Below are 17,611 nucleotides of genomic sequence, written 5' to 3' on the forward strand. Positions count from 1 at the left end.
GACCACAGCGCAAACCGGACGAAAGGGAACTGGCGATGTTCAGTGAGCTCCGAGCGCATGCTCAGCGTCGTGGCATTGCCGCCTTCCTGGCGTGTACGGCTCAATTTCTGAGTGCACTCAACATGGGCATCGGTCCACTCATGATTCCGAGCGTGGCCGCTGACCTCGGGTTCGGTCCGGTTGGTCAGGCGTGGGTAGTCTCGGGGTACGCCCTCGCATTTGCTGGGTTTGTGCTCCTGGGGGGACGCCTCGCCGATGTTTTCGGGGGCGGACGTACACTCATGCTGGGCTATGCCGCTGCCATGCTGTCCGCGTGCGCAGCTACCATCGCACCCTCAACCGCCATCATGATCGGCGCGCGAATAGGTCAAGGGGTGGGAGCGGCGATAACAGTGCCCGCGGCTCTGGCCATCCTTGCGACATCCCAGCGTGGATTGTCTGGACGTTCACGCGTGCTTGCCCTATTCGCTGCGTCCGGAGGAATCGGTTTCGGGTTGGGACTCGCTGCCGGCGGTCTTGCGGCAGACACCGTGGGATGGCGCTGGTTATTCGGGTGCGTTGCGGTTCTGTCGGCGCTCCTCGTGGCGCTAACTTTCGTCTTCGTCGAGCGTACTAAGCGAAGCCAGAGTCGACTCAACATCTGGCCAAGCATCTGGGCCGCGGTGGGTTTGGTCTTGATCGCCTACGCCGTGACCATCGGACCGTCCAGCGAGGGTATGGGCCGGGCCTCACTCGTCGCAGCCCTGGCAGGGGCATGCCTTCTCGCAATATTTGTAAGGAGTCAAGTGCGCGCGAGTGATCCGATCATGCCGCCGGAGTTGTGGGCGCGGCCGCATTTCGCATTAAGCATTATCGCAACCGCGTTGATCTACGGGGCTTGGGTCAGTGCCTACTACTTTGCCGCACTGTTCTTGCAGGATTCTCTGGGCTTGAGCGCCACAGCGGCAGCTTTGGTCATGGCGCCGCTTGCATTTGGTGCTGCCGCAGGCTCACGCATCGCGGCAATGATTCTTCCGAGAGTCTCGAGTCCGGCGATATTGATCGCCGTGGGCTCAATTGAATGCGCGGCATCGATTACGCTACTGGCCACACCCGGACTCACCAGTCCATGGGCTATTGTGCTGCTTTTGACGCTTGTCGTAGGAGGCCAGACAGTGGCGTTCGTATCGCTGAATGTTGTAGCCCTGTCGGTCGCGGAGGTCAGTGAGATGGGAATGGTGGGGTCCGTATTCAATGCCAGTTGCCAGGTAGGTGGAGGGTTTGCAGTGGGGATACTGGCCGCGATCGCCAGCGAGTTCAGTGGCAGCGCCATAGCCGACGGCTACCGTGTGGCATTTCTCTGCGCAGCGTTGCTTGCCCTGGGCGCAGGCATCGTTGCCTCTGGTTCCCGGATCAAAAGAAGGCAAGCAGTCGAGGTAGCACCGCCATAGCTCTCCTTGCCCGGGGCTAGGTTGTTACGGTGTACTAGATTGCGTGTATCCCACCCTCGGCGTCGCCGGCCTCCCACCCATGGGTGCCACGACAATCTGTCGTGGTGTGACGTAACTCAAGATCGCAAACTCAAATTGTGCTGCGGCACACTCCAAGACAGCTTGCGCCTGGTTAAAATATCAGTGACCTAGATCTAAGAAGGCACATTAATGCCGTTGCGGGCAACCCAGTCGCTCGCAAACTTGTGGCGACTTGATCTGGGATTCGAACAACCGACCTAGCGTGGACGCCCGCGCCTTACCCATCGAATAGCAAGGGGTAATTCCAGCCATGAGCAACTCGGTTCTGAACGACGTTCCAACGGTCGACTTCGACTTCTTCAATCGCGAGTTCGTAAATGATCCGTATCCGACCTTGGAGAAGATTCGATCCGCCGGCCGTATCGTCCGGCACGAAACTCTCGGACACTATATCCTAACCGGCTACCGAGACTGTGCCCGCGCGATGGGGCAAGGAAATCTGTTCGCCGCAGACGTCGAATCTATTGGCACGTTGTTCGGTGGACCGCCCTTCGCCGGGATGGAGGGCCAACGACACATGCAGTTCAAGAGCATCTGGGCACACGACCTGAGGCGCAAGACAATCGCCGAGCATACTGTGGTGATCGAAAAGATCGTGCGTGATGCAACGGCGGAAACGATTGAGCGCGCGCGTTCGGGTGAAGTAGTGGATGCCGTCACCGGATTCACTCGGAACATTCCGACGATCGTGATCGCACATATGATGAATCTCCCGTCCGAGAGGGTTTCCGAGTTCATCAACTGGACCGACACGATGGGCGGAATCCTCGAGGGTCGTGACGATCCTTCACCACGCGGCCGCGAGCTTGTCGCGAACGGAGTTGCGGCAACCGCTGAGATGAACGGCTTCGTGGGCACGGTGATCGAGGATCGCAAAGTAAATCGCGGTGAGGATCTGGTGAGCAGGCTTGTCTACACTGATGTGCCGATCGAGGAATCTGAAATGGTCTCGGCCAGCACACAGCTCGTGTTTGCCGGGAACGAGACAACATCAAAGCTGATGGGCCTCTGTCTGATCGCACTCGCGCAGCATCCAGGTCAGCGAGAAGAGTTGCGTAACGACCGCAGCCTCATTCCGCAGGCGGTTGAAGAGATTCATCGTTGGACCAGTGTCAAAAACTGGAGTATCCGGTTCATGAAGAAGCAGACGGAAATTGGCGGCTTGGAACTCCCCGAGGGAACGTCGCTCATGGCCATGCAGGCAGCCGCTAACCGGGACCCGGAGCGCTGGGAGAACCCGGAAGTTCTTGACATTCATCGCCCCGCGAAGGCCCATCTGGGATTTGGTACGGGTCCGCATACCTGCATGGGCCTGAACTTGGCGCGCCTCGAGATCGCGACTGTGCTGAACACACTCCTCGACGCGATCCCGGACTGGGAAGTTCACGATGTAGATTTCGGCCTAGGACCAATGATTCGTGGACCTATCGAGATCCCCCTCTCGGTGCCGTCAGTGCACAAGTGAAGAATTCAACTCAAACTTCAGTACTCAATTGAACCAGCTGGAAGTGCAGGATCGATCATGCTTGTCTCCGTAGAGCTCGAGAAATGTACCGCCTGTGGTGCGTGTGTTCTAGAAGCGCCCGAAGTTTTCGATCAAGACGACGAGGGTATCGTGGTGGTACTGACTAAAACACCGTCAAAGGATCTTCGAGAATCGGTGGAAGATGCAGCTGATGCCTGCCCTTCTGCTGTCATCCAGGTCCACGACGAATGACCGCGCCAGAACGCGATATCGTCGCTACCTGCGTCTTGGAGGTTTAGATGTTCGAGGTCGAGTGTCCCGCTTGCGGCGGTATCACTGAAGGAGTGAATCTTAAGGAGCTCTATCTGGCTGCGCGCGAACATACTATGGCCGACCACGGATACGATGTGCCGCGTGACCATGTGGTTGCTGACGCCCACCAGGTTGACGATTAGTACGCAACGGCACTTGCTCGATAGGCTGGCTATACGTGGTGGGTGGTCATTGATGTGGTTGCTGCCGAGTGTGAAGCGTTGCAATGAGCGGATCTCTGGTCGGTGCGTTCGGTCGAAGCCTTGGTCCCGGGTGCAGGAATACGTCGAGGGTCTGGAACGTACGAAGGGGTCGTGGCGTGTCCCCGGTGAACGGGGCCACTCTGTTTTAGAGTCCTATTGCCAGTGAACTGGGCGGATAGGACGATGTGGCGTGTCCCCCTTGAGTAGGTCCGGGTTGTTCTAGAGTCCTGATTGCCCTGGTGAGGGCGAAGAAGGGACGATAGGGATCATGGCGGGACGCAAACGTCACTCGGCGGAGGACAACGTTCGCAAGCTGCGACGAGCCGACGAGTTGGCCGCGGAAGGCAAGAACGGCGAAGAGATCGCCGCCGCACTCGAGGTGTCGGCGGCCACGCTGTACAACTGGCGTCGCCAGTACTCCGGTATGGACGCCGACCCCGCGAAGGAACTCAAAGAGCTACGGGAGCAGAACAGCCGGCTCAAGCGGTTGCTCGCCGATGCCGAGTTGGAGAAGGACGCGCTGCGGGAGATCGCCAAGGGAAAATTCTGAGCCCGACCGCCAAACGCGCCGCGATCACCCTGCTCACCGGCACCATGCAGATGTCGGAGCGGTTCGCGTGCAAGGTCGTTGGGCTCTCCCGATCCTCCTACCGGCGGCTGCCGTTGGCGCAGACACCGGACGACCCGGATGCCGATCTGCGCGCAGAGCTACGCGGGTATCCCCGCAAGCATCCGCGGCATGGGCTCCGACGGGCGTGGGCGTGGCTGCGCTACGACCAGGGCGCCCTGGTGAACAAGAAGAAGGTTCACCGCCTGTGGAAGGAGGAAGGACTGCAAGTCCGGCGTGCCCCACGCCGCAAACGTGCCGGCCACTCCTCCGTTCCGATCGTCGACGCGGATGCTCCGCATGTTGTGTGGGCAGTGGATTTCCAGTTCGACTCGACCGTCGACGGCAAGACGGTGAAGATCGCGTCAATGGTCGACGAGCACACCCGGATGTCGTTGCTGAACATCGTGGACCGCTCGATCACCGCAGACCGATTGATCGAGGGCTTGGAGAAGGCATTCGCGATGTGGGGTGGTCCGCCGCTGGTATTGCGCATGGACAATGGGCCCGAGTTCATCTCCGAGGCACTGCGGGCCTTCTGCGCTGGGTCGGTGGGGGTGTCCTACATTCCGCCGGGCACGCCGTGGCACAACGGGTTCATCGAGTCGTTCAACAACCGGTTGCGCGATGAGTGCCTGAACCGCAACTACTGGCCTACGCTGCTCGAGGCCCGCGTGGTGATCGAGGACTTCAAGAACGACCACAATCATCGACACCGTCATTCGGCGCTGGGTTACAAGACTCCTGCCGAGTACGCTGCCGGATGCACCCACCGGCACCAGCCCGTGGCGTGCGAGATCGACTGATCGACTGCACGTAGGAACCGGCTCTAGAAACAACCGGACCGACTATCGGGGACCTGCCAGATTGAGCACATGGTGGCGAAGCGGAATCCCGCAGAGGGCACGTGCGCAAACTGCGCCGTGCCGACGAGCTCGCTGCTGCAAGCAAGACGCAGGAGAAGATCGCGGCGGCTGTGACGCTGTACTACTGGCGCCGCCAGTACGGCGGGATGGACACCGACGCAGCGAAGGAACTCATGGAGCTGTGCGAGCAGAACGGCAAGCTCGAGCGGCTGCTCGCTGAGGCCGAACTGCAGAAGGGCGCGCTGCGGGAGGTCGCGAATGACGCTCCTAGATGTCAAGTGGCGAGAGCTCGATAGTCCCGCCGGAGTGCGGTGAACACTTCTCGGGCGAGGTAGCGCTTCTGGCATCTGATGATCTCGGTCATGGATTTGCCTTCTGACGTGCGGCGTTGAGCGTAGTTGCGGGCGCTCTCATGGTATCGCAGGCGTACGGCGATAGCGGTGTGGAGGGCTTGGTTGGCACGGCGATCGCCGCCGCGGTGTTGTCGATGCCGATTTGTCTTTCCTGACGATGCAGGGATGGGTGCCACGCCGCAGAGGTGAGCAAAGGAGGACTCCGACCGTAGCCGCTGCGGGTTGTCTCCGACGGTGACGAGCAATGCCGCTGCAGTGTCGGGTCCAAGTCCGAACACGTCCGAGGTTCGTGGCGCGACTGCGCCGACGAGTAGCGCGAGTCGTTTCTTGAGTTCTTTTGCTTCCCAGCGTAGTTCGCGTGTCCGTCTCGCCAGTAACCGTAACGCGACGCTCGTGGCGTTGGTCGGATCTGCCAATGCGGCGGTGTCGGGTTCGAGCGCGATGCAGGCTTCGAGGAGAGCTGTCGTGCTGTGTCCGCGTAGGTGTGTGCGCAGTGTTCGGGTGCGGTGACGAGCATCGAGCGGATGGCGTTCATCGAGGCGGTTGCGGCTTTGACCGCGCTGGATCGGGCGACCCGCAGCGCACGGATTGCTTCGATGGGTCCGTCACCGTTTTTGGGTTCTGAGAGTTGGTGTCGGGCCAGAGCGGCACGTGCTGCCGCTTCCAGCGTCGATAGGGTCGCTCTTGCCTTTGCTTCGGCGTAGTTTGCGATTCGGTCGGGGTACTTCGACGACGGCATTGTCGTGGTGACGTAGGTGTCGGGTGATGCCGGCGCCATAGGAGGAGGTGCCTTCGACGCCGACTGCGATCGGGTCACCGTGGTCGCGGACCCATGCGACCAGGTCGTCATATCCCAATGTGGTGGTGTTAAATTGACGATTTGCGAGCAGGATTCCGGTGTCGGTGAGGATGGCTGCATGGTGGGTGTCGGCGTGCGTGTCGATACCGCAGTAGACGCGTGGTGGCGTTGGGACCATTGTCACGTAGTGCCTTTCCTCTGATGCGGGGGACGCGACGTTCGGACGGGCCAGTGACGGGCCGAGTGGGGCGGCAGACTCCTATGAGGTCACGGACATCGCGTACTCCGCTTTTTTCTGTTGTGGTGGCCCGCTGGCGTTCGGGTCGACGGGTCCTTCGAAAGGCAATTCGGTGGCCAGGCCAATTTTTGGTCAGACCGTCTCGCCAGGCGGGTTGGTTCGATTATCTCGGGAAAATTCTGATCCAGCTGACAAGGGCCGCGCTGTCGACATGCTCGTCTCCACAATGAGCATGTCGAAGCGGTTGGCCTGCAGAGCGGTTGGGCTCGCCCGTTCCACCTACGCCCGAACACCTCTCGCTCAGACACCAGCAGAGCCCGATGCCGCTCTGAGAGCGACGCTGCGCGAGTACGTCCGCACGCACCCGCTGCATGGTTTCCGTCGCGCCTGGGCGCACCTGAGGCACGACCAGGGCGTCGTGGTGAACAAGAAGAAGGTCCACCGGCTGTGGAAGGAGGAAGGCCTTCAGGTTCGGATTCATCATCCACGCACACGGTCCGGTGTCGGCTCGTGCCCGCAGATCGAAGCCGACGCCCCGCATGTGGTGTGGGCAGTGGACTTCCAGTTCGACTCCACCATCGACGGCAAGGCCATCAAGATCGCCTCGATGATCGACGAGCACACGAGGCGGTCGCTGCTGAACATCGTCGAGCGATCGATTACCGCGCAGCCCCTAGAAGACGAGTTGTACAAGGCATTCGCGATGTGGGGCGGACCGCCGCTGGTGCTGAGGATGGACAACGTACCGGAGTTTATTTCGACAGTGCTGCAATGGTTCTATAGGGACCGCGTCGGCCTTTCGTACATTCCGCCAGGGACGCCGTGGAACAACGGACACATGGAATCTGGGGGTATCTCCCTGGACGAAGTCCGTGGGGGATCAATAGACGTCTAAGGAAATGCGTGAACCGGAATCATGGACAAGCCTGCTCGAAGCTCGGGTGTTGGTCGAGGACTTCAAGGACGACCACAATCTCGGCACCGGCACCGGCACCGGCACCGGCACCGGCACTCATCGCTGGGCTACCTGACGCCCGCCCGGGGGTCCCTCCCGCTTGCGGGGGCGTACGCTGCCCACTGCACCCACACCCACCAACCGGTGGACGGGTACGAGATCGACTGAACTCACAATCGCGACTCTAGAACGACGTGGTCCGACTATTGGGGACCTGCCACCTTAACTTCTCTTGTGAGAACGTTGAACATATTCCGTCTAGGTTGTTGTCAACTACATAGGTATCAGATCACACACGAGGCAACATAATGGCCATGAGCGTTTCGCATTGGGGAATGAAGTTCGATCACGTGAGTGTATCGGTAAGCGATCTAGACGTCGCGCGGAGGTTCTACTGCGACGTGCTGCGCTTCAATCAGATCGAACGGCCAGATTTCGGATTTGATGGCGTTTGGCTAGAGATGTCCGGCACTCCGGTACACCTGACCACTGGCGGTGCAACACCAGGACCGGAACGGCCACTTCGTCCGAACCACCCTCACTTTGCCGTCACACTTGGTGTTGAGCCCGAAGAGTTTCTTCAGCATTTGAAAGCGCACGGTGTCGACGGTCATGAACTGAAGGACTCGCCGGCCGCACGCTGGCAGTACTTCGTTGCGGACCCCGATGGGAACATGATCGAATTCTGCGTGTATAACTAACTAACGAACGGAGTGGGTAGATGATCGACCCGTTGATTCCCGAGCTCGATAAGATCTATGAGGTTCCTGAAGGTACCGTCGATCACTTACGTCAGAACAGTTGGGCTCCGCTGCCTGGGCTACTCACCGCAGGCGCAGTCGAGATCATCCGCGAGCAAGTCGAGAAGTATGCTGCCCCAGTGCAGCCGTCGGAGACTGAAAAGTGGATGACATCAGACGAATACGCGAAGGTACTGCAAAGCCACGATGGAATGGCATGGACCGAAGATTGGTTCCGCGACCTGGCGCTGTCACCTCGGATGTCTAACCTGGCGTTGGATCTGCTGGATCGGCCCGAAGGTCTTTTCATTCACGACATGACATTCACCAAGCCGGGAAATGAAGGGGCTCCGACTCCTTTCCATCAGGACTTCCCCTTTTGGCCATTCGATAGGCAGGGCGCATTCACAATTTGGATTGCGCTCACAGACTTGACGCCCGACATGGGCATACTGAAATTTATGCCGGGTTCACATCGCGAAGGACCTTTGGGTAGGTTCAGTCGGGCTCCGGGTGATGATATCCGTAACACCTACCCGTATCTCGAAGACAAGTATGGTTTCGCTGGCGGCACCGCCCTGAAGGCGGGCGACGCCACTGTCCATTACGACCTCACAGTTCACGGCGCCGATCAGAACGCCACTCCAAATCCGCGCGCCGCATATACGCTGCGCTATATGCCTACGGATGTGGTGTATACGGGTGCACCCCATCGTCACTTCGATGCATTCAAACTGACGCCGGGGGAGCTCTTCGCTGATTCAGCTCAAGTGCCCCGTATCAGCCACGCTTAGTGATCGACCCGAGGAATACACACAATGACCGTACGTCTAAAGGATATAACTGGCAGCGACATCACCTGCGCGCTGTCGATCACTTCTGGCAGCCCAATCGCCGTCGAGATCGCCGCTAGCCTCGGGTTTCGCGCCTTAGTGGTTGATGCGCAGCATGGACCGGTGAGCCCGTACTCACACGAGATGGCCGGAATGGTCCGGGCGGCCGATACGGTCGGCACCCCGGTGTTTGTGCGGCTACCAGAATCAACGCCTGGTTGCATCAACAGGGCGCTGAACGATGGAGTGGCGGGAATCATTGTTCCCTATGTAACAACGGTAGCGGATGCGCAGGCGGTGGCAGATGCCTCTCGGTACCCACCTGTTGGAAAGCGCGGAGCAGCACCCGTCGTTCGTGCCGCTGGATACGGCGTCCGAGATTGGGACGTTTATAAGGACGAGTCGACAAATCGACGCATTGTTCTCTGTCTTCTGAGTAGCAAGGAAGCGACGGAAAACATCGAAGGGATTCTGGCTATTCCGGGGATTGACGGAGTCGCGTTGGATATCGCTACCCTTGCTCGTGAGGTAGGCGCTGAAACCGCGGCGGCGGCTGGCCTCCCCCATGCGGTGGCGGCCGTCAGTGCCGCTCAACAAAATGGGTCGACTTGTGCCGCAGTAGTGCAGGGTGATCAATTCGCGAGGGAATGGAAAGACGCTGGTTGCAATCTGGTTGTCGTTGAAAGTGACACCAGGGTGGCACTCGGTGCGATGAAGAATGCGCTGGGCGTACTGAAAGGTGCAGTGACCGCATGAATAATCTTCGCCGAAAGCTTGCTGCGGGTGAGATTGTCTATTCCTGTTATGGGATGCTGGTTGAGCCGGTATGGGTAGATCTGGTCGGTGCAGCCGGTTTCGACATGCTCGTACTGGATTGTGAGGAAGTTGCTGGGGACAACTACGGCTCCAGCATCGAGAACCTGGTCCGTGCTGCAGACGCTGCCCAAATCTCCAGCTGTATTCGTGTTGTTGAGAATATCCCTGGGGCAATCAATCGGGCTCTTAACACCAAGACCGAGGGCATCTTCATACCGCACGTCCGATCTGCGGCTGAAGCACGTGCGGCTGTCGCTGCCGCACGTTATGCGCCCGTCGGTCTCCGTGGGGCAGCTCCGGTAGTCCGCAGTGCCGGATACGGGGTGCGAGATTGGGACGAGTACTACGCAGACGCCGAGGATGCGCTGGTCTTCATTATGGTTGAGGACAAGGAAGGGGTCTCGAACATCGAAGAGATCGTTCAGGTGCCGGGGATTGACGGTGTGATGGTGGGGACGTGGGATTTGGCCGTGGAACTCGGTCGCGCCCAGATCGGACCGACGCATCCAGAAGTTACCGCGCACGTTGACCGTGTCATCGACGCCACAGTGGGCGCCGGCCTGTTCATGGCAGCACAGGCATGGTCTCCTGAGGCCACCGCTAAGTATGCTGCCCGTGGTTGTCAGCTCCTGTTCGTGAGCCTTGACTCACTTTTCCTGATCGACGGGATGACTGGTGTGAAGAACCTCGCCGATGAACTCGAGTCCGTTAAGGCAACCGTATGATCAAAAAGACGTTTTCAAACGACAGCGATGATCAGACGCGGCTGCGCGGTGCACTGATCGGATGTGGGTATATTTCACCGAGGCATATCCGCGCTTGGGGGCAGACAGAGTCGGCGGAATTGATCGCCGTTTGCGATACGGACATCGATCGTGTGACCAGCGCGGCATCGGCGGCGCGCGTAGAACAGAAGTTCACATCGGTAGATGATCTGCTCGACGCATTGGGGAGCGAGCTAGATTTTGTGGATGTATGTGTGCCGCCCGAATATCATTTGGATGTGATCGACAAGGTAAGCGCGCGAGGAATCCATGTTCTTTGCCAGAAGCCTTTGGCTGCCACAATCGAAGACTCATTGCGTATTGCTCAAATAGTAGAAGAGCGCAAAATTGTATTCGCAATTAATGAAATGTGGAAGTGGATTCCGGCGTATGAACATATATGGGGCCTACTCAAATCTAATCAGCTTGGAGAAATTCAATTCGTAAAGTTTACTGGTCATTCCAATCTTCTCCTTCCGCGACGCGATGCCTCGATTTTTGAAGAGATTCCCGACCGGCCGAGTGTGGCTAATCGGGATGCGTTGATGCCGCGGTTTTCTACCATGAAGCAGCTTATCGTACTCGAGTATGGTGTTCATATCCTCGATATGCTTCGCGAATGGTTCGGCGAGCCTAAAGAGCTCAGGGCGACTCTGGGGCGATCAAATCCAGATCTTATTGGAGAAGACTCGGCATTCATCGAGTTGAAGTATGGCTTCATGGCGGAAGTCTTGCTGGACTGGAGTATGCCGGGTCCTGAGACTCCGGATAATATCGATGGCGAGTCGCTTCTAATACGTGGTAGTAAAGGGATGATTACCGCGTATGCGGGTAAGTGGGTCGAATGGCATCCAGTTAGCGGGAAGGTTCAGCGATATCGCTTCCCGGCAGACACACGCGATAGCGGATTTTCGCGTAGCCACCAAGACTTCTCTAAGGCGGTCATCGAGCAAGTGGAGCCGGCTTCCTCGGTGAAGGGAAATCTGGCAACCCAAGGCTTGGTGATGTCGAGTTATGCTAGCGCTTCTAGTGGCGACTGGATCGCAGCGCCGGCCGCTGCCATTTCCGCGGCGACCTCTCGGTGGTGAAGTGTTTCACCGCGCGGTCCTTTTGCGCCCGCTCGTGGTCACCGCCCTATTCGGGGCCTACCTGGTGATGCCGCTGGCTGGCCCCCGCGCAGGTGGTGACTGGATCCCGCTGGCGGTGCCAACGGGCGATCACGCTGGCTGATGTGTGCGACGCCGGAATCCTCGGGCCGATCAGAGATGGTTCGAGATCAGGAGGTCCAAATCGGAATCAAGGAGACGATGCCCCATGCTCGACAAACTCTATGCAGGGATTCTCGGGCTCACCGGAATTGGCTTCGGAGGTTACGTGCTGCTCGAAGAAGCCACACACGCTGCTGCAGGTGAACGCGCGGGTCGAGAATCCTGTGCAAGAGGCGGGCACACTGGAGCGAATTCAACTCGCCAATCAAAGCTGTGAGCGAATCGAGGCGTCCGCACTCGAAGTTCCAACAGGAAGGGGATTGATCGGCCCAAGAATTTCGGACAGTGGACCCGCTTAGGATGATCGACGCGGGCGGCAAGGTCGTCGCGGATCAGGCGCATCCGCTCGATCCCGTCGATGCCGCGGTCGGACGGCTCATCGGTGTCCCAGTTCTCGAACCGGGTCCCGTCCACGGGGTCGACGTGTGCTTCGCGGCCGAGGGTGACCACCACATCGACGTCTTGAACCACCTGCGGATCAACGGATCTCGGTGTTTCACCCGTGATGTCTACACCGACCTCGAGCAGGGACTGCGCGGACAGGGCGTTGACGGCGGTACCGGGTTTGGTTCCGGCGGAGTACACGTCGACGCCGTTGCCGGTGACTTTTCGCATCAGCCCGGCTGCCATCTGGGATTTGCCGCCGTTCTTCACGCACACGAACAACACGGAGGGTTTCGTCATCGGTCTGTCCCCGTCTCAGGCGGTGGCGGGAACGAGTTCGGCGATCAGCGCCTCGACCCGGGAGCGGATGTCGTCGCGGATCGGACGGACCGCCTCGACGCCCTTGCCGGCCGGGTCCTCGAGGGCCCAGTCGCGGTAGCTGACCCCGGGGAAGACGGGGCAGGCGTCGCCGCAGCCCATGGTGATGACCACGTCGGAGGTGTGGACGGCGTCGGGGGTGAGGATCTTCGGGGACTGGCCGGAGATGTCGATGCCGATCTCGGCCATCGCCTGCACGGCGGCGGAGTTGATGGTCTCGGCCGGGGCGGATCCGGCGGAGCGGACCTCGATCCGATCGCCGGCGAGGTGGGTGAGGAATCCGGCGGCCATCTGGGAGCGGCCGGCGTTGTGGACACAGACGAACAACACGCTGGGTCGGGAAGCCATGCGAAATGCCTTTCGGAGGTAGGTGTCGATCAGGAGTCGTGATTGTCGAGCGTCACGGCCGGCGTGGGCGTGCGCTGCTCGGCGAATCTCCCACGCAGAGCGAGCGAGACGTACACGAGTCCGACGAGGACGGGCACCTCGATCAGTGGGCCGACGACACCGGCGAGGGCTTGGCCGGAGGTGGCGCCGTAGGTGGCGATGGCGACGGCGATGGCGAGTTCGAAGTTGTTGCCCGCTGCGGTGAACGCCAGGGTGGTGGTGCGCTCGTACCCGAGACCCATTGCGGCGCCGAGGAGGTAGCCACCACCCCACATGATGGCGAAGTAGGCGAGTAGCGGGATCGCGATGCGGACGACGTCGAGCGGCCGGGACGTGATCTGCTCGCCCTGCAGGGCGAAGAGGATGACGATGGTGAACAGCAGCCCGTAGAGCGCCCACGGCCCGATGCGGGGGATGAACTTGGACTCGTACCAGGTGCGGCCCTTTGCCTTTTCGCCGTAGCGGCGGGTGAGGTAGCCGGCGAGCAGCGGGATGCCGAGGAAGATGAGCACCGACTTCGCGATCTGCCACGGCGAGGTGTCGATGGTGGTTTGCTCGAGGCCGAGCCAACCGGGCAGGACCGAAAGGTAGAACCAGCCGAGGACGGCGAACATGATCACCTGGAACACCGAGTTGATCGCCACCAGCACGGCGGCGGCCTCGCGGTCACCGCAGGCGAGGTCGTTCCAGATGATCACCATCGCGATGCAGCGGGCCAGCCCGACGATGATCAGGCCGGTGCGGTACTCGGGCAGATCCGGCAGCAGCAGCCAGGCCAGGGCGAACATCAACGCCGGGCCGAGTACCCAGTTCAGTACGAGGGACCCGACGAGGAGTTTGCGGTCGCCGGTGACGGTGTCGAGACGGTCGTAGCGGACCTTCGCCAGCACCGGGTACATCATGATCAGCAGACCGAGGGCGATCGGCAGGGATATTCCGTCGACCTCCACCGCGGACAAGGCATCACCCAGACCGGGGATCATCCTGCCCAGCAGCAGCCCGGCCACCATGGCGACGCCGATCCACACCGGCAGGTACCGGTCGAGGGTAGACAGTTTTCCGACGACGGCCGGGTGGTGTTCGGTGGTGGTTGCCTCGCTCATGCCGGCACCTCCGCCGCGCACGTCTCGGACGGTACGACGGGTCCACCTTCGGTGAGCAGCACCGCGGACAGCTGCTGCAACGCGGACGGAACCACCCAGTAGTAGACCCAGGTGCCGCGGCGTTCGCAGTCCAGCAGTCCCGCCGACCGGAGCACCTTCAGGTGATGGGAGATCGTCGGCTGGGACAGGTCGAACGTTTCGGAGATGTCGCACACGCACGCCTCCCCACCTGCATGAGAGGCCACGAGGCTGAGCAGGCGCAGGCGGACCGGGTCACCGAGGGCCTTGAACATCCGGGCCAGATCGCCGGCCCAGTCCTCGGTCAACGGTTCGCGTACCAGCGGTGAGCAACACGCACCACTCTCCGGCAGTTCCTGATTCGACATAGGTCGATATTGACAGACATCGAATCAGTCCACAAATGAACAGTCGATGAATGGGCGTGGGTACATGCTTTTCTGGATACAGAATCAGATGTATCGTTTGGGTGTGGACACTCTGATGCACGGTGATGCACTTGCCCGTTTCGGGTACGCGCTCTCGGATTCGACACGCACGCAGATCCTGCTGCGTCTGCGGACAGCGCCGGGCTATCCGTCCGAGTTGGCCGAGCAGATCGGGGTGTCGCGGCAGATCCTGTCGAATCATCTGGCGTGCCTGCGAGGCTGTGGACTGGTGGTCGCCGTCCCCGAAGGGCGACGGGCTCGCTACGAACTGGCGGATCCTCGTATCGGGCGTGCGCTCGACGACTTGATCGGTCTGGTCCTGGCCGTCGATCCGTCCCATTGCCCGACAGCGGATGCGGAAGGGTGCTGCTGATGGCTTCCGATCTCGGTACACCGGGGATGCGGCCACCCAGTCTCTCGGCGGATCGTCGCCAGTTGCTCTCGCGCCGGATTCGGTGGTTGGTGGCCGCGACGATTACTTACAACGTGCTCGAGGCGGTCATCGCGCTCACCGAGGGCACTCGGGTGTCGTCTGCCGCGCTGATCGGATTCGGGCTGGACTCCGTGATCGAGGTGTCCTCGGCGGTCGCCGTGGCCTGGCAGTTCGCGGGCAAAGATCCCGAAGCGCGCGAGAAGATCGCGCTGCGGATCATCGCTTTCTCTTTCTTCGGACTCGCGCTGTATGTGAGCGTCGACGCTCTCCGGTCACTGATGGGGCTGGGCGAAGCGCAACATTCGATTGTCGGAATCGGTTTGGCTGCTGTGAGTTTGGCGGTCATGCCGGTGCTGTCCTGGGCGCAACGGCGAGCCGGACGTGAACTCGGCTCCCTCTCGGCGGTCGCGGACTCCAAGCAAACCCTGCTGTGCACCTACCTGTCCGCCGTCCTCTTGGTCGGCCTGCTGGTCAACAGCCTGTTCGGCTGGTCCTGGGCGGATCCGATCGCCGCGCTGGTGATCGCGGTGATCGCCGTCAAGGAAGGGCTCAACGCCTGGAAGGGCGAGAGCTGCTGCGCCGCACCGGTCAATCCCACCCCCGATACCGCAGCGCACGACTCCGAGTGTTGCGGCGAGTGAACTGAGGCGCTCGAATCCGCGCCGCCGTGGCGTAATCCCGGCTCAGGCCGGTGCGGGAGAGGTATCGGTGGCCGCGGGAAGCAGACGCGGCACCAACCGGACGTAGATCACCATGCCGACGACCTCGACGAGGGTCTGGGTGACCACGACCACCGCGGCGACCGCGAGATGGTCGGGCAGGGCTAGCGCGAGGGGCAGCACGACCAGGGAGTTGCGGGTCGCTCCGCTGAACACCACGGCCCGCCCGGCCGGCGGGTCCAACCGACACAACCGGGCGACCAGCAGTCCCGCGAACGCCATCACCACCAGGAACGCCACGTAGAAGGGGACCACCGCGGCCACATCGGCAACCTGGCCCTCGAGCTTCGGCACCTGGGAGGCGACCACCACCAGCAGGGTGGCCGCCATCAGCGGAACCATCAGTGCGGTCGCCGCCGCCGATGCGCTCCGCCCCGATTGCGTACGCGCCGACCAGAACTGGGTGGCCCACGCCAGCGCGAGGGGGATGACGATCAAGACGATGAACGCGGTGACGAACGGTCCGACGTCGACGATATCGGACAGGTCCGAACCGAGAAACAGCACGAGAAACACCGGGAGCAGCAGAATCTGGGTGAGCAGCAGCAGCGGGGTCGCCGCGAGGAGACGGCGGCTGCTGCCGCCGGCCAGCCCGGAGAAGACGATCACGTAGTCCACGCACGGGCACAGCAACACCAGCAGCACACCGATCCGCACCGCCTGGTCGGCGGGCAGGAAGGTGAACATCGCGGCGACGACGAGCGGGACGAGCAGGAAGTTGGCCGCCAAAATGGCCGCCAGGAACCGGCCGTCACGCAGTGACTGCAGCAGTTCGGCGGCCGGCACCTGCAGGAATGTCACGAACAGCAGCGCGCCGAGGACCGGGTTGATCGCGTGCTCGAGGCCAGGGCCCGCTGCCGGTGCGGCCCAGCCGATCCCGGCGCCGGCGACCATCGCCGTGAGGTAGATCGCCACCTGGTGCTGTTCCATTCGCGCGACCACACCCTGTGGCTGTGCCACTGCTCGTCTCCCTCGTCGGTTCTTTTTTGCCTACGCCCAAGGCGCGGTCATTGTCGCGCACTTGGGTCGGCGATCGGTCATCGTCGGCGGTCGCCGTCATGCCCTCACTCCGAACAACTCGGTCACCAGCGGTTCGGCCGCCTCGGGGGCGCGCACACTCGACACCAGGGCGCCGCAGACACCGTTCAGGTCGTCGTTGCGCTGCGGCGTTCGAGGAAGACGGTGTCGCGCCACACACCGTCGAGTTGGGCGATGCGTTCGCGGACGCCGATGGTGCGGAATCCGGCGGAGTGGTGCAGGGCGATGCTGGCTCGGTTTTCCGGGAAGATCGATGTCTGCAGCGTCCAGATTCCGGCGTCGTCGGCGGCGATGACCTGGGTGCGCAGCAGGGTCTTGCCGACGCCGCGCCCGCGCATGCCGTCGGCGACGTAGATCGAGTTTTCGGCGACGCCTCGGTAGCAGTCCCGTCCGGACGTCGGGCTCAGCGTGGCCCAGCCGGCCACCGTGCCGTCGATCTCGGCGACCCACCGATGATCGGGGAGCCACTGTGCGTCGAGGGATTCCCGGGTGGGCACTTCGGTGGTGAAGGTGGCGGTGCGGGTGGCGATGCCCTCGCCGTAAATCCGGCGCACGTCCTTCCAGTCCTCGTCTGTCATGGGGCGGACGGTTATATCGCCGGGTAGGTCGTCCGGGCAGCACGGACGCGAGGTCAGCACGCCCATGACCGCGTCCGCGGCGTGTGGCAGTCCGGTGCAGCAGGAGGGGTTGACCGTGACGACGGTGCTTGTGCGGCTTTTGTTCACGGTGACGAAGCCGACGTCCGCGAGCTTGCGGACGTGATGCGAGACGGTGGGCTGTCCTATGTCGAGGGCGTCGGCGAGCTCGCCGACCGTGATCCCGGCAGGCCGGGATGCGACCTGGTGGAGCAGCCGGACCCGGGTGGGGTCGGCCAGGCAGGCGAACCAGCCGGCGTAGGTGACCGCATCTTCGGTCGCCAGCGCATCTTTCGGGTGGGTGGTCGGGGCGGCCGGCATCTCCACGGAACTCATGAACTTCACTATATCGATATAC

General features: G+C 61.4%; 21 protein-coding genes and 1 pseudogene. 14 read left to right on the forward strand and 8 right to left on the reverse strand.

Annotated elements, in window-relative coordinates; genetic code table 11:
* Nucleotides 1-35 precede the first annotated feature (35 nt).
* The 5 genes from JQT59_RS13485 to JQT59_RS38385 all read left to right on the forward strand — a co-directional run bounded on the left by JQT59_RS13485 (nt 36) and on the right by JQT59_RS38385 (nt 5,260).
* Nucleotides 36-1,430, forward strand: a complete 1,395-nt coding sequence (locus JQT59_RS13485) for an MFS transporter (RefSeq protein WP_283254087.1) — start codon at nt 36-38, stop codon at nt 1,428-1,430.
* Between the two features lie 331 nt (nt 1,431-1,761).
* Complete coding sequence (locus JQT59_RS13490) at nt 1,762-2,976, forward strand: cytochrome P450 (RefSeq protein WP_213576554.1); 1,215 nt, start codon at nt 1,762-1,764, stop codon at nt 2,974-2,976.
* 57 nt (nt 2,977-3,033) lie between these two features.
* Nucleotides 3,034-3,228, forward strand: a complete 195-nt coding sequence (locus JQT59_RS13495) for a ferredoxin (protein WP_213576555.1) — start codon at nt 3,034-3,036, stop codon at nt 3,226-3,228.
* Between the two features lie 531 nt (nt 3,229-3,759).
* A protein-coding gene (locus JQT59_RS13500; protein WP_213576556.1) for an IS3 family transposase occupies nt 3,760-4,904 on the forward strand; the annotation gives its coding sequence in 2 pieces (ribosomal slippage) (nt 3,760-4,027 and nt 4,027-4,904; 1,146 coding nt in all).
* A gap of 101 nt (nt 4,905-5,005) precedes the next feature.
* On the forward strand, nt 5,006-5,260 hold the full coding sequence (locus tag JQT59_RS38385; protein ID WP_213576557.1) for a transposase: 255 nt from the start codon (nt 5,006-5,008) through the stop codon (nt 5,258-5,260).
* Here the strand turns inward: JQT59_RS38385 and JQT59_RS36975 are convergent.
* On the reverse strand, nt 5,239-5,595 hold the full coding sequence (locus JQT59_RS36975) for a transposase (protein WP_249354600.1): 357 nt from the start codon (nt 5,593-5,595) through the stop codon (nt 5,239-5,241). The two genes, JQT59_RS38385 and JQT59_RS36975, sit on opposite strands and share 22 nt — an antisense overlap.
* Nucleotides 5,596-5,922: 327 nt before the next feature.
* Entirely contained in the window at nt 5,923-6,294 is a 372-nt protein-coding gene (locus JQT59_RS36980) for an IS110 family transposase (RefSeq protein WP_249354592.1), read from the reverse strand.
* A gap of 286 nt (nt 6,295-6,580) precedes the next feature.
* Between JQT59_RS36980 and JQT59_RS13515 the strand changes: the two genes are divergently transcribed.
* The 7 genes from JQT59_RS13515 (at nt 6,581) to JQT59_RS13540 (ending at nt 11,550) form a co-directional block, all read left to right on the forward strand.
* Nucleotides 6,581-7,249, forward strand: coding sequence for an IS3 family transposase (locus JQT59_RS13515; protein ID WP_213576558.1), 669 nt, complete (start codon nt 6,581-6,583; stop codon nt 7,247-7,249).
* A gap of 4 nt (nt 7,250-7,253) precedes the next feature.
* Nucleotides 7,254-7,385, forward strand: coding sequence for a hypothetical protein (locus tag JQT59_RS37700; RefSeq protein WP_283254067.1), 132 nt, complete (start codon nt 7,254-7,256; stop codon nt 7,383-7,385).
* Between the two features lie 238 nt (nt 7,386-7,623).
* The gene (locus tag JQT59_RS13520; protein ID WP_213576559.1) at nt 7,624-8,010 is read left to right on the forward strand and encodes a VOC family protein; all 387 of its coding nucleotides are present in this window, start codon (nt 7,624-7,626) and stop codon (nt 8,008-8,010) included.
* Between the two features lie 20 nt (nt 8,011-8,030).
* On the forward strand, nt 8,031-8,843 hold the full coding sequence (locus JQT59_RS13525; protein ID WP_213576560.1) for a phytanoyl-CoA dioxygenase family protein: 813 nt from the start codon (nt 8,031-8,033) through the stop codon (nt 8,841-8,843).
* 24 nt (nt 8,844-8,867) lie between these two features.
* On the forward strand, nt 8,868-9,638 hold the full coding sequence (locus tag JQT59_RS13530; protein ID WP_213576561.1) for an aldolase/citrate lyase family protein: 771 nt from the start codon (nt 8,868-8,870) through the stop codon (nt 9,636-9,638).
* Nucleotides 9,635-10,423, forward strand: coding sequence for an HpcH/HpaI aldolase family protein (locus JQT59_RS13535; RefSeq protein ID WP_213576562.1), 789 nt, complete (start codon nt 9,635-9,637; stop codon nt 10,421-10,423). Before JQT59_RS13530 ends, JQT59_RS13535 begins: the two co-directional genes overlap by 4 nt.
* Nucleotides 10,420-11,550, forward strand: a complete 1,131-nt coding sequence (locus JQT59_RS13540; protein ID WP_213576563.1) for a Gfo/Idh/MocA family protein — start codon at nt 10,420-10,422, stop codon at nt 11,548-11,550. Before JQT59_RS13535 ends, JQT59_RS13540 begins: the two co-directional genes overlap by 4 nt.
* A 483-nt stretch (nt 11,551-12,033) precedes the next feature.
* Here JQT59_RS13540 and JQT59_RS13545 read toward each other — a convergent pair.
* From JQT59_RS13545 to JQT59_RS13560, 4 genes and pseudogenes are all read right to left on the reverse strand, one after another.
* Nucleotides 12,034-12,414: pseudogene (locus JQT59_RS13545) on the reverse strand (arsenate-mycothiol transferase ArsC); the annotation flags it as partial.
* Between the two features lie 15 nt (nt 12,415-12,429).
* Nucleotides 12,430-12,840: an arsenate reductase ArsC gene (locus tag JQT59_RS13550; RefSeq protein ID WP_213576564.1), complete on the reverse strand. Its 411-nt coding sequence runs from the start codon at nt 12,838-12,840 to the stop codon at nt 12,430-12,432.
* 29 nt (nt 12,841-12,869) lie between these two features.
* On the reverse strand, nt 12,870-13,982 hold the full coding sequence (arsB, locus tag JQT59_RS13555; RefSeq protein WP_213576565.1) for an ACR3 family arsenite efflux transporter: 1,113 nt from the start codon (nt 13,980-13,982) through the stop codon (nt 12,870-12,872).
* Nucleotides 13,979-14,368 carry an ArsR/SmtB family transcription factor gene (locus tag JQT59_RS13560; RefSeq protein WP_213576566.1) on the reverse strand — a complete coding sequence of 130 codons (390 nt, stop codon included), beginning with the start codon at nt 14,366-14,368 and terminating at the stop codon, nt 13,979-13,981. Before JQT59_RS13560 ends, arsB begins: the two co-directional genes overlap by 4 nt.
* Before the next feature lie 115 nt (nt 14,369-14,483).
* Between JQT59_RS13560 and JQT59_RS13565 the strand changes: the two genes are divergently transcribed.
* Together JQT59_RS13565 and JQT59_RS13570 are read left to right on the forward strand one after the other, a co-directional pair.
* Nucleotides 14,484-14,801 carry an ArsR/SmtB family transcription factor gene (locus JQT59_RS13565; RefSeq protein ID WP_397517731.1) on the forward strand — a complete coding sequence of 106 codons (318 nt, stop codon included), beginning with the start codon at nt 14,484-14,486 and terminating at the stop codon, nt 14,799-14,801.
* Nucleotides 14,801-15,502 carry a cation diffusion facilitator family transporter gene (locus JQT59_RS13570; RefSeq protein ID WP_213576568.1) on the forward strand — a complete coding sequence of 234 codons (702 nt, stop codon included), beginning with the start codon at nt 14,801-14,803 and terminating at the stop codon, nt 15,500-15,502. Before JQT59_RS13565 ends, JQT59_RS13570 begins: the two co-directional genes overlap by 1 nt.
* Before the next feature lie 42 nt (nt 15,503-15,544).
* On the opposite strand, the gene JQT59_RS13575 is transcribed toward JQT59_RS13570, so the two are convergent.
* Both JQT59_RS13575 and JQT59_RS13580 read right to left on the reverse strand, forming a co-directional pair.
* On the reverse strand, nt 15,545-16,510 hold the full coding sequence (locus JQT59_RS13575; RefSeq protein ID WP_213577727.1) for an arsenic resistance protein: 966 nt from the start codon (nt 16,508-16,510) through the stop codon (nt 15,545-15,547).
* A gap of 215 nt (nt 16,511-16,725) precedes the next feature.
* Nucleotides 16,726-17,589 carry a helix-turn-helix domain-containing GNAT family N-acetyltransferase gene (locus tag JQT59_RS13580; protein WP_213576569.1) on the reverse strand — a complete coding sequence of 288 codons (864 nt, stop codon included), beginning with the start codon at nt 17,587-17,589 and terminating at the stop codon, nt 16,726-16,728.
* Between the last annotated feature and the right edge of the window lie 22 nt (nt 17,590-17,611).

Origin of the sequence: Rhodococcus sp. USK13 (genome assembly GCF_018343855.1) — a bacterium.
Taxonomy (GTDB): Bacteria; Actinomycetota; Actinomycetes; order Mycobacteriales; family Mycobacteriaceae; genus Rhodococcus_F; species Rhodococcus_F oxybenzonivorans.